Origin of the sequence: Streptomyces sp. MCA2, assembly GCF_023544705.1 — a bacterium.
In the GTDB taxonomy this organism is placed as follows: Bacteria; Actinomycetota; Actinomycetes; order Streptomycetales; family Streptomycetaceae; genus Streptomyces; species Streptomyces decoyicus.
On record NZ_JAMJFM010000017.1, the window covers coordinates 14,764 to 26,066 of the forward strand.

The following is an 11,303-nucleotide window of genomic DNA, read 5'->3' on the forward strand; positions in this document are numbered from 1 at the left end:
GCCAGCATGCATCGTTGACCGCCCCGGCGGGGCGGCCTACCTTATGTAAGCAGGTGCTTACACAAGGGAGGTCACCATGACCACAGCCGACACAGCACCCCTCTCCTACCCCTTCAATGTCCCCGAGAGCCTTGAGCTTTCCGACGAGTACGAGCAGGCCCGCAGCCGTCCCGGGCTGCTGAAGGTGCGAATGACCTACGGCGAGCCCGCCTGGCTCGTCACCCGGTACGCCGAGGCCCGGTTCGTCCTCGGCGACCGGCGCTTCAGCCGCGCCGCGGGCGCCCTGCACGACGAGCCCCGGCAGTCCGAAGGGCGCCGCGACAGCGGCATCCTGGGCATGGACCCGCCCGATCACACCCGGCTGCGCACGCTGGTGGCCAAGGCGTTCACCGTCCGCCAGGTCGAGAAGCTCAGGCCGCAGGTCAAGCAGCTGGCCAACGAGCTGCTCGACGAGCTGGCGGCGGCCGGCCCGCCGGCCGACCTGGTGGACCGTTATGCGCTGCCCATCCCCGTCGCCGTGATCTGCCGGCTGCTCGGTGTGCCGGCCGAGGACCGGCCGCGGTTCCGGGTGTGGAGCGATGCCGCCCTGTCGACAAGTTCCCTGACCGCGGCGGAATTCGACGCCAATCTTGAGGAACTCCGCGCCTATATGGCGCAGTTGATCGAGGAGCACCGGCGCGCGCCGCAGGACGATCTGATGACGGCGCTCATCGATGCCCGGGATGTCAACGACCGGCTCTCCGAGCTCGAACTCGTCGACCTGTGCGTCGGAATTCTGGTCGCCGGGCACGAGACCACCGCCACCCAGATCCCCAACTTCGTACTGGCACTGCTGGATCACCCGGGCCAGCTCGCCCTGCTGCGCGCACAGCCGGAGCTGATCAACGGGGCGGTGGAGGAGTTACTGCGGTTCGTACCGCTGGGCAGTGGCGCGAGCCAGCCCCGTTATGCGACGGAGGATGTCGAAGTCGGCGGGACGCTGGTGCGGGCCGGCACCCCGGTCCTGGTGGCGGTGGGCGCCGCCAACCGGGATGCGCTGCGCTTCGACTCGCCGGGGACGCTGGACATCTCCCGGGGCGGGACCAACCAGCACCTCGGGTTCGGCCACGGTGTCCATCACTGTCTGGGCGCGCCGCTGGCCCGTCTGGAGCTTCAGGAGGCGCTCATCGCCCTGATCACCCGGTTCCCTGAACTGCGGCTGGCCGGCGATGTGGTGTGGAAGAGCCAGATGCTGGTGCGCGGTCCGCGGGTCATGCCGGTGGGGTGGTGAGCTGATGACCTGGAAGGTGGAGATCGACCCGCAGCAGTGCATGGCCTCGGGGTCCTGCGCCGCCATCGCGCCCGATCTGTTCGTCCTGGACGGTGAGCATGCCCGTCCGCTGAAGGAACGGATCGAGGAGGACGAGCGCGCCTTGGACGCCGCCGATGTCTGCCCGGCCGTCGCCATCACCATCCGGGACGGTGCGGAGGTCGTCGGGCCCCGGCCCTAGGGGCCCGGCCCTGGTGACCCGGACCTGGTGACCGGGTCAGAGGCTCGGTGGCAGTAGGGCCCGGCAGCGGCTGACGGGGCGTGGCGGGCGGCCGGCCGCGCCCCGTTTGCGGCGGGATGAGGGGTGCTGACGTGCCTGGCAGGTCATCGGAGGGACGGGCCGAGACGTTCGGGCCGGGACCGCATCCGCTTCGTACGGTCGCGCCGTGCGGTCGCGCCGTGCGGTCGCGCCGTGCGGTCCGGGCGGTCCGGGCGGTCGCTCCGGATCCGGCCGATGTAGCAGGTCGGGGCCCCTGTCGTTCCGCTGGAGAGCGGGGGTGCAACGATGGGCCTGTCATGGATGCGGGGCAGGTTCTCAGGGGTTTACGGGCCGCGGTGTTCGCGGCGGTCTGTGTGCTGCTCGCCGCGCTGGGGCACATGGCGATGTCGGATGCCGTGATCCCCGCGTGGATGCTGCTCGTCGCCGGGGCCGGGACCGCGGCCGGTGCCTGGTGCTGTGCGGGCCGGGAACGCGGGCCGCTGATGGTGGGGTTGCTGACCGTCGGTACCCAGGCGGCCCTGCACACTGCCTTCTCGTTCGGCCAGGCGGTCGCCCCTTCCGCGGGCGGCGGGCGTTCGCTCGCGCAGCAGTGGTCGCAGGCCTGGCTGTGCGGCGCACAGGGGACGCGGCTCTCCGGCCATGACAGCGTGCAGCTGTTGCGTCTGATGCATCAGCAGATGGCGGCCATGTCCTCCAGCGACCATGCGAGCCGGATGCCGGACATGGGCGGCATGGAGCACATGGGCAGCATGGCCCCCACGGATCCGATGCCGGGGATGCACGGCAGTGCGACCGGCATGCTGGCGGCCCACCTGCTGGTCGCCCTGCTCGGTGCGGGGTGGCTGTGGGGCGGCGAGCGGGCCGCGTTCCGGCTCGTACGGAGTGTGTCGGCCCGGCTGTTCGCGCCGTTGGTGCTGGTCCTGCGGGTCCTGTTGCCCGAGCCACGCCCGGCAGTCCGCGCCGCCCGTCAGGAGCCCCGGCGTGTGGTGCGGCTCCTGCTGGCGCATACGAGGTCGTTGCGGGGTCCACCGCATGAGCCGGCTGTCGGCTGACAGCACGGTCGAATTCCTGAGCCGGCGGACGGCCGGGCGCCGAGCGCGCCCGCCCACGTCCCGGCTTCGACGTCACCGGTCCCGCCGCGCGCGGCGACCGGATCATGCGAAGGACTCCAGATGATGCTTCCTGTCCGGATGCCGGTGGCACTGCTGCCCGCATCCGCTCCCGGCGCACCGGCCGAAGGGCGCGGGCGCCCCCGGGCCACCGCGTCAGCCGGCCCGCGTACCGCCGTTGTCCGTCGTACCGGGAGATACCGCTCCCGGCCCTGCGGCGACCGACCGCAGCCGGGCGAGCAGCGCATCGGCGGCCGCCGGGTCGTCTTCGGGGTGTGCGGTGGCACGGTCGAGGCCGGCCGTCAGGGCCCGTGCCTGCGCGTCCCACCGCCGGCAGTCCCGGCAGCCGCTGAGGTGGTCGTCGAGCCGGCGGGGGGTGAGCCCGGGGGGCAGTTCCTCGCCGTCGAGGCGGGCGGAGAGTGCCGTACGGATGCGCGAGCAGAGCATGCGGCCATCCTCCCCGACGCGCGGGTGTGCGGCGAGGGGCGGTCGCACGATGCGGGATGACGAGGCGGTGACGGGCTGGGCGCTGGCCGCCCGTAGCGGGGACGAGCGGGCCGTCGAGCAGTTCGTGCGGGCCACCCAGCTCGATGTGCGGCGCTATGTGACGCATCTCAGCGGTGATCCGCAGGCGGCCGACGACCTGGTGCAGGACACCTATGTCCGGGCGCTGCGCAGTCTGCCGCGGTTCGAGGGCCGGTCGTCGGCACGGACCTGGCTGCTGACCATCGCCCGGCGGGTGGTGGCGGACCGTATCCGGTCCCATGCGGTGCGGCCGCGGCTGGCCGCGACGGACGACTGGCAGACGGCCGCGGAGCGGATGCAGCCGCGGGGTGTGCCGGGATTCGACGAGGGCGTCGCACTGGCCGAACTGCTGGCGGCGCTGGCGCCGCAGCGGCGGGAGGCGTTCGTGCTCACGCAGTTGCTGGGGCTTCCGTACGCGGCGGCGGCCGGGGTGATGGGCTGCCCCGTGGGGACGGTCCGCTCCCGGGTGGCCCGCGCCCGGGAGACGCTGGTCGCACGGCTGACGGAAGCGGAGCGCCCCCAACCGGCCGAGGAGCCGCGCGCTTTCGCGGGTGCCGTGGCCTGACGGGCCGCGTGCGGGAGGCGACGGGACTCATGGGCGGGCTGATCCACACGACAGGCCCTGGGACCGGCCCATGAGCCCCGTGGTGTGTCCGGCCCGGCGGGGTCACCGGCCGGGCCGGACCGCCCGTGCCTCTACGGTCCGTGATGGGCTGTCGCGGAAGTGCAGCGTGAAGGTGAGCCGGGCGCGAGGCGTGGCGGTGGGCTGACCATGACGTCCAGGGTGGTCGGCGTCAGCAGCACGGGTGCCCCGATCATCGCGGTGACGACGCCGACCGGCAGTTCCTGGGAGTCCATCGCCGTACGGCACACGAGGTCCACCACCACCAGGAGCAGCGCCCCGGTCAGCGCGGACAGCGGCAGCAGCCAGCGGTGGTCGCCGCCGATGAGCAGCCGGCACAGATGCGGCACCATCAGACCCACGAAGCCGACGGCTCCGGAGACCCCGACCACGACACCGGTCAGCAGACCGCTCACCACGAACAGCTCCCGCCGCAGCGGCCGACGGGCCGCAGACGCGACCCGGCACAGGTAGTCGGCCGGAGGCGGTTCCAGGAGGGGGCGGCCATTTCCGGCCGGAAGCCGGCCGGGCCGGGGTGGCGCGGCGCAGCGGCGCCGTGTCACGGGTCGAGGCCGCTGCCCTGGGGGCCGTACAGATCCAGCAGGCGGACGCGGGTGCCGTGCAGCCGCTCGGCCACCGTCTCGGCAACGTAGCGGTACATCGCCCGGCCCACGACGGGATCGGACTCGCACAGTGCGCGGACCACGCCGGCGTCGAACTCCACGGCCTCCACCGGGCCGACGGTCTCCGCTCCCAGGTGCCACAGGTAGGGCGGGAACAGCCAGGACCAGCCGAGCAGTTCGTCCCGTCCGAGGGTTTCGACGACCGCCGCCCGGCGCCCCGGCACGCGCTGGTCGAGCGCGACCTGGCCGCTGCGGATGATCCAGAAACGGTCCGCCCGCCGGCCCTCCTCGAAGAGGCGGGTGGCACGCGGGATCGACACCTCGACGGCCAGATCGGTCAGCTGCCGGCGCCGGTCGGACGGCATCTCATGGAACAGGTGTCTGATGGTGGCCATCGCATCCTCCGCTCGCTCCCTGCACGATATGTGGTGCTTCGCGGGGATGACGGGAAGGCTCGACCGGCCGGGGCGGCGGCGGACCGGGACCCGGCGGGCTCAGGCCAGCTGACGCCGCACCAGATCGTGCAGCCGGCCGCCCGTGTCGGCGAGCAGCTCGGCCGGGGGGCCCTGCTCGACGATCCGGCCCTCCGCCATGACGATCACCCGGTCGGCGTCCATGACCGTGGACAGCCGGTGGGCGATCACCAGACGGCTGGCACTGAGCTGCCGGGTGCTGTCGCTGACGATGCGCTGGGTCTCGTTGTCCAGGGCGCTGGTGGCCTCGTCGAAGAACAGGATCCGCGGGCGGCGGACCAGCGCCTGGGCGATCATCAACCGCTGCCGCTGACCGCCGGAGATGGCGCCGCCGCCGGAGATCATGGTGTGCAGCCCCATCGGCATCCGCTTGATGTCCTCGGCCAGACCCGCCATCTCGGCTGCCGCCCAGGCCTCTTCCTGGGTGAAGGACTCGGCGCCGCAGATGCAGTCCAGGATCGATCCGGTGAGCGGCTGCGCGTTCTGGAGGACGACCCCGCACTGGCGGCGCACCGCCGCCTGGTCCAGGGCGGCCAGGTCCTGTCCGTCGTAGAGCACATTGCCCGAGGAGGGCTTGTCGAAGCCGATGAGGAGCCGGAGCAGGGTCGACTTGCCGCAGCCGCTCGGGCCGACGACGGCCACGAACTCGCCGGGCTCGACCCGCAGCGAGACCTCGTCGAGGACCAGCGGGCCGTCGTCGGTGTAGCGGAAGGACAGCTTCTTGGCTTCGATGCCGCCGGACAGGGCGCCGGGCTGGGCGCTGGCGCCGCGCACTTCGGGCTTCTCGTCCAGCACCGGCTGGATCTGCTCGAACATCGGCAGTGCGGCGGCGGCCGAGACGAAGGCGCCGGTGATCTGGGTGACCGAGGTCAGCAGCATGGTCACCGAGGTGTTGAAGGTGAGGAACGAGCCGGCCGACATGCTGCCGCGGGCCGGTCCGGCCAGCAGCATGAACATGGCGAGCGAGCAGAGCGGCAGATAGACCGCGTTGAGCACGGTGGTCAGGTTCTTGATCCGGCCGGCCTTCTGCTGGAGCTCCCGGGAGCGGGCGAACTCACGGGCCCAGGCCGCGTAGGCGAAGCTCTCGGCCGCGGCGACCCGCAGCTTGGGCAGCCCGCGCAGGGTCTGGAACGCCTGGTTGTTGAGCTTGTTGCCGAGCTTGACCAGGCGTCGCTGCCAGCGCAGCTCCCACAGGCCCATGGCGAGGAACACCACACCGATGACGAGCAGCATGGCGACGGCCGCCAGCGCCAGCGGCACGCTGTAGAGGAGCAGCAGCACGAGGTTCATCGCGCCGACCGTGGTGGCCTGCACGGCCACCGGGCCGAGGCCGGAGAGCACCCGCCGGATGGCGCTGATGCCCATCGCCGCGCTGGCCAGCTCTCCGGTGGAGCGTTCGGTGAAGAACTTGGTCGGCAGCCGCAACAGCCTGTCCCACACGGCCGGCTGCAACGCGCTCTCGATCCGGCCCTCCATCCGCAGCACGGTGAGGTTCTGCAACAGCATGAAGGCGGCGGAGACGACGCTGGTGATGATGACGGCCAGGGAGACCTGGACGATCAGGCTCTTGTCGGCGCTCGGGACGTACACCCCGAGCACCTTGCCGGTCGCAATGGGCACGAGGGCGCCGAGACCGACCGTCACCAGTCCGGCGAGGGCCAGATTGCGCAGGTCCAGCCGGGTGCCGCGCAGGCTGAAGCGCATCAGGCGCCACATGGTCATGGGCCGCTCCGGCAGCGGGCGGTAGAACATGACGGCGCGCGGTTCGAGTTCGTCGGCGTTGTCCTTGCCGATGCGCATCCGCAGCCCGGAGGCCGGGTTGACCGCCTCGTAGCGGCCGCGGCGCCACAGCAGCGCCACGGGGGCACCGGACTTGGCACGGTGGCCCACCAGGGGGCCGGTGTCGGTCCGCCACCAGCTGCCCTGGAGCCGGACGGCGCGGGTGCGGATCCGGGAGCTGACCGCGATCCGTTCGACCGGGGTGATGCGGTCGTTGGCGGCGGCGCCCTTCGGCGGCTCGGTGAGCGTGATCCCGGCCGCCTCCGCCACCGTGCGGCAGACCGCGAAGGTGGCGTCGTCGCCGGCCCGGTCCATCCCGGTGCCGCCCCGACCGGCCCGGTCCTGGCGGCCGATGGAGGCAATCAGCGCCTGGTCGGCCCGCTCGCGGACGGTCTCGCCCGCCTTGATGCCGGCCGCCGTACGGTCCTCGTGAGCGCGTTCCAGGTGCTCGATCCAGCGGTCGACGGCGGACAGCAGCCGGTACTGCTGATTGACCATCTGCTGCCACAGCTCGGGGTCCACCAGCAGATCGCCGGCCGCCTCCGCGCTGTAGGAGGCGCCGTACTGCACGCTGCCGGGCGGCACCGGCATCCACAGGATGTCGTCGTCGGCCACCGCCTCGTCGGCGGGCCGGCCGTCGAGCGGTGCCTCGAACAGCACGCCCAGGCTGCGGGCGGTGCCCAGCGCGAAGGCGTGTTCCAGCGCGGAGGGTGCCTCGCCCTGGCCGCCGTACGCGGGGTCGTGGCCGTAGCCGCCCTGGGTGCCGTACTGCGGGTAGGAGCCGGTGTCCCACTGGTCGCCGTACTCGTACCGGGGCAGCTCGCGCAGCGGGATCCGGCGCAGTCGGCAGTCCTGTGACGGCCGGCCGAGCAGGGTGTGCTGCGGGCCCGCGACCGGGCCGAGCAGCAGGGTGCCCGCTTCGAGCCGGCCGAGGAAGTGCCAGTGCCCTTCCTGGGCGACGTCGACCGCGAAGAGGTCCAGCCACCCGCCGGTGACGAGCCACAGCACATGCGGGCCCTCCAGGGGCACGCTGCGCAGCCCGGTGCAGTCGACGGGAGTGCCGACGCTGCCCAGCGCCTGCGTCACCGCGTCGGTGTCGCCCGGTCCCACGAGCGCGGGCGGGGGTACGGATGACACGTCAGTGCTCCTTGACCAGCTCGGCGTACGGGCCCCCGGCTGCGACCAGGTCCTCGTGCCGGCCGCGTTCGACGACCACGCCGTGGTCGAGGACGACGATCTCGTCGCTGTCGCGGACCGTGCTCAGCCGGTGGGCGATGACGACGCAGGCGCAGCCGCGCCGCCGCAGGTTGTCCATGATGGTCTGTTCGGTCCGGGCGTCCAGTGCGCTGGTGACCTCGTCGAGGACCAGGATGCTGGGGCGCCGGACCAGTGCGCGGGCGATCTCCAGTCGCTGCCGCTGCCCGCCGGAGAAGTTGCGGCCGTCCTGCTCGACCCGGCTGTAGATGCCGTCGGGGCGACGGACGATCACATCGTCGTAGAGCGCGGCGTCCTGGAGGGCGGTGATGACCGCGTCGTCCGGTATCGAGGGGTCCCACAGCGCCACGTTGTCGCGGACCGTGCCCTCGAAGAGGAAGATGTCCTGGTCGACGAAGGACACGGAGGCGGCCAGCGCACTGCGGGAGAGGTCCTCCAGCCGCTGTCCGTCGATGCGGATGGCGCCTTCCCAGGGGCTGTAGAGGCCGGAGATCAGCCGCGAGACGGTGGACTTGCCGCTGCCGGATCCCCCGACGAGGGCGACCTGCCGGCCGGGGCCGACGGCCAGCGAGAAGCCGGTGAGCAGCGGTTTGTCCAGCGGGCTGTAGCCGAAGGTGATGTCCTCCAGCGTCACATGGCCCTTGAGCCTGCGGGTGTCGGCGTCCGGCTCGGGACGCGAGTAGAGGGTGTCGACGGGGAAGCTCTCGACGTCCTTGAGACGGGCCACGTCGGCGGCGAAGTCCTGGATGCGGCCCGCCACGCCGTTGAGCCGGGTGATGGGTGCGGTGAAGCGGGTCACCAGCGCCTGGAAGGCGACCAGCAGACCGATGGAGATATGGCCCTCGACCGCCCGCAGTCCGCCGATCCACAGGATCAGTGCGCTGTTGAGGGTGGCCAGGGTGGGCGCGACCATGGCCAGCACGGCGCTCGGCACACCGAGGCGCTGCTGCACCTCCAGCGTGGTGGCGTGCTGGCCGGCCCAGCGGCGGAAGTAGCCGTTCTCCCCGCCGGTGGCCTTCATCGTCTCGATGAGCTGGAGACCGGTGTAGGAGGTGTTGGTGAGCCGGGCCGTGTCGGCGCGCAGCTTCTGGGTGTGGGTGGACCGCAGCCGGATCACGATCCGCATGGCGACGACGTTGAGCAGGGCGATGCCCACGCCGATGACCGTCAGCTGGGGGTCGTAGGTCCACAGCAGGACGGCGTAGAGGATGACGACGATCCCGTCCACCCCCGCGGCGGCGAGGTCGCGCGCCAGGGTTTCGGCCACCGCGTCGTTGGACTGGAGCCGCTGGACCAGGTCGGCCGGGCTGCGCTGGGCGAAGAAGGTGACCGGGAGTCTGAGCAGATGGCGCAGGAACCGGGCGCTGGTCAGGGTGGAGGAGATGATGCGGCCGCGCAGCAGGTTCGCCTGTTGCAGGCCGGTCAGTACGGCGGTCAGCGCCACCATCGCGGCCATCGACGCGAAGAGCGGCCCCAGCAGCGAGGTCTGGTTGCCGATCAGGAACATGTCGATGTACGTACGGCTCAGTGCGGGCACCGCCGCGCCGACCGCGACCAGCAGCAGGCTGGCGAGCAGCGCGGCCAGCAGGGTGCCGGTGGTGCCGCGCATCCGGGCGGGCACCGCGCCGAGGACGCCGGGCTTGCGGCCGCCCTTGTGGAAATCCTCGCCCGGCTCGAAGACCAGGGCGACACCGGTGAAGCTGGTGTCGAAGTCCTCCATCGCCACGAAGCGGCGGCCCTTGTCGGGGTCGTTGATGCGCACGCCGCGACGCCCGAAGCGGCGGCAGGGGCCGTCGTAGACGACGTAGTGGTTGAACTCCCAGAACAGAATGGCCGGCGCCTGTACTTCGGCGAGCGCGGCCGGTTCCATCTGCATGCCCTTGGCCTGGAGCCCGTAGCTGCGGGCGGCTTTGAGCAGATTGCTGGCGCGCGAGCCGTCGCGGGAGACACCGCAGGCGATCCGCAGCTCCTCCAGCGGCACATGCCGTCCGTAGTGGGCGAGCACCATGGCCAGCGAGGCGGCGCCGCATTCCACGGCCTCCATCTGGAGGATGGTGGGGGTGCGTACGGACTTCGTCTTCTTGGGCTTCGGCGCGGGCGGCGCGGCGCGGCGGGTACGGCGCGCGCCGGGTGCGGGCTCCGGGCGGTGCCGGCCGCGGCCGGGGGGCGGCAGCTGCTGCTGCGGGGCTGCGGAGTCGTTGGGTGCGGTCACGGCAGCAGCCAATCGATCGGGTGCTGCGCGGCCAGATGGACGGCGCCACTGGCCGGCGTCATGGAGTCGATCTTGTACGGCGGGCCGTCGGAGGTCGACCAGGCGTAGCCGGACCCGCTGTGCGGGGCGGGGTCGAGCTGCACCAGGACGGCGAGGGGCTGCCCGTGCTGGGAGAACTGCTCGCCGAGCTGGCTGTTGCCCAGGTAGGCGCCGATCCGCTGGCGGGTCTGCGCGGTCCTGCCGACGGCCTTGACCCGCCCGCGCAGTACGCCGTACTGCTGGCTCGGCACGGACTGGACGGTGAGGTCGACGGCCGCGCCGACGGGGACGGTGGCGCCGCTGTCGGCCGGTACGTACAGCGTCGCCGTCAGGGGGTCACCGGCGTGGGCGACGCGCTCCACGGAGGCCACATCCGCACCGGTGGTGACGACGGAGCCGATCGTGGCGACCATGGTGGTCAGCCGGCCGGCGGCGAGTGTGCGGACGACGGTGGTGCCGCGGGCGGTGCGGAGCTTCAGCACGGGGGTGTTGGCGGCCACCCGCTTGCCTTCTTCGGCGAGCACGGCGGTGACCTGGCCCGCGACGGGGCTTTGCAGGATGTAGCTGCCCTGGCCGTGGGTGAGGATTCCGGGTGCGCTGAGGGTGGACGACACGGTGCCGGTCACCGCCCATACGGACGCGGCGATCACGAACAGGACCGTGACGGTCAGCACGAGCCAGCCCTGGGGGCGGGCGAAGCGCACCGGCAGATCGATTTCCTCGGGCGATTGCAGCTTGGAAAGGGCCTGTTGGCGGAACTGCACGACACTCTTCCCTCAACTGCAATGGTCTGTGTCAGACGGATGGCGGCCGTGCGCCCCGGTCCCGGGCTGAGCCAGGGATCCGGGGCACTCGGCCCGGCACGTCGGCAAGGAGGGGGCGCCGACCTGCCGTTGTCACCGTTCAAAGCCGGCTGTACCGCTCAGCGGCACAGAGGATTCGACTCAGAGACCGGAGACCAGGCCCGAGGCGGTGCCGACGACGCCCGAGGCGTTCAGGCCGGTGGCGCCGTCGACCAGGCCGGTGGCGGTGCCCACGGCGCCCGAGACCGGGGCGATCGAGTCAACGGTGTTGGTGGCGGTGCCGACCACGCCGTTGAGGAGGCCACCGGACACGTTGTCCAGGTCGGCGTCGGAGATTTCCTGGGTCTGAACCTGGGGGGTGGAGTTCATGATGT

At 72.1% G+C, this 11,303-nt stretch carries 10 protein-coding genes and 1 pseudogene; 4 read left to right on the top strand and 7 right to left on the bottom strand.

Annotated elements, in window-relative coordinates:
• Positions 1–76: 76 nt before the first annotated feature.
• The 3 genes from M8I34_RS16200 to M8I34_RS16210 all read left to right on the top strand — a co-directional run bounded on the left by M8I34_RS16200 (position 77) and on the right by M8I34_RS16210 (position 2,581).
• A complete protein-coding gene (locus M8I34_RS16200) occupies positions 77–1,270 on the top strand; it encodes a cytochrome P450 (RefSeq protein WP_250050158.1) in 1,194 nt (397 codons plus the stop codon).
• 4 nt (positions 1,271–1,274) lie between these two features.
• A complete protein-coding gene (locus M8I34_RS16205; protein WP_250050159.1) occupies positions 1,275–1,490 on the top strand; it encodes a ferredoxin in 216 nt (71 codons plus the stop codon).
• Between the two features lie 335 nt (positions 1,491–1,825).
• On the top strand, positions 1,826–2,581 hold the full coding sequence (locus M8I34_RS16210; RefSeq protein WP_250050160.1) for a PE-PGRS family protein: 756 nt from the start codon (positions 1,826–1,828) through the stop codon (positions 2,579–2,581).
• Positions 2,582–2,794: 213 nt separating this feature from the next.
• On the opposite strand, the gene M8I34_RS16215 is transcribed toward M8I34_RS16210, so the two are convergent.
• On the bottom strand, positions 2,795–3,085 hold the full coding sequence (locus M8I34_RS16215) for a zf-HC2 domain-containing protein (protein WP_250050161.1): 291 nt from the start codon (positions 3,083–3,085) through the stop codon (positions 2,795–2,797).
• 49 nt (positions 3,086–3,134) lie between these two features.
• Between M8I34_RS16215 and M8I34_RS16220 the strand changes: the two genes are divergently transcribed.
• Positions 3,135–3,728, top strand: coding sequence for a sigma-70 family RNA polymerase sigma factor (locus M8I34_RS16220; RefSeq protein WP_030983449.1), 594 nt, complete (start codon positions 3,135–3,137; stop codon positions 3,726–3,728).
• Positions 3,729–3,958: 230 nt separating this feature from the next.
• Here the strand turns inward: M8I34_RS16220 and M8I34_RS16225 are convergent.
• From M8I34_RS16225 to M8I34_RS16250, 6 genes and pseudogenes are all read right to left on the bottom strand, one after another.
• Positions 3,959–4,222, bottom strand: a pseudogene (locus tag M8I34_RS16225) (iron chelate uptake ABC transporter family permease subunit); the annotation flags it as partial.
• A 122-nt stretch (positions 4,223–4,344) separates the two neighbouring features.
• Entirely contained in the window at positions 4,345–4,803 is a 459-nt protein-coding gene (locus M8I34_RS16230; protein ID WP_250050162.1) for a cyclic nucleotide-binding domain-containing protein, read from the bottom strand.
• 99 nt (positions 4,804–4,902) lie between these two features.
• On the bottom strand, positions 4,903–7,797 hold the full coding sequence (locus M8I34_RS16235; protein ID WP_250050163.1) for an NHLP bacteriocin export ABC transporter permease/ATPase subunit: 2,895 nt from the start codon (positions 7,795–7,797) through the stop codon (positions 4,903–4,905).
• Position 7,798: 1 nt separating this feature from the next.
• Positions 7,799–10,087, bottom strand: coding sequence for an NHLP family bacteriocin export ABC transporter peptidase/permease/ATPase subunit (locus M8I34_RS16240; RefSeq protein WP_250050164.1), 2,289 nt, complete (start codon positions 10,085–10,087; stop codon positions 7,799–7,801).
• On the bottom strand, positions 10,084–10,890 hold the full coding sequence (locus tag M8I34_RS16245; RefSeq protein WP_250050165.1) for an HlyD family efflux transporter periplasmic adaptor subunit: 807 nt from the start codon (positions 10,888–10,890) through the stop codon (positions 10,084–10,086). The genes M8I34_RS16240 and M8I34_RS16245 overlap by 4 nt, the downstream gene beginning before the upstream one ends.
• A 180-nt stretch (positions 10,891–11,070) precedes the next feature.
• Positions 11,071–11,298: a hypothetical protein gene (locus M8I34_RS16250; protein ID WP_030983471.1), complete on the bottom strand. Its 228-nt coding sequence runs from the start codon at positions 11,296–11,298 to the stop codon at positions 11,071–11,073.
• Positions 11,299–11,303 lie beyond the last annotated feature (5 nt).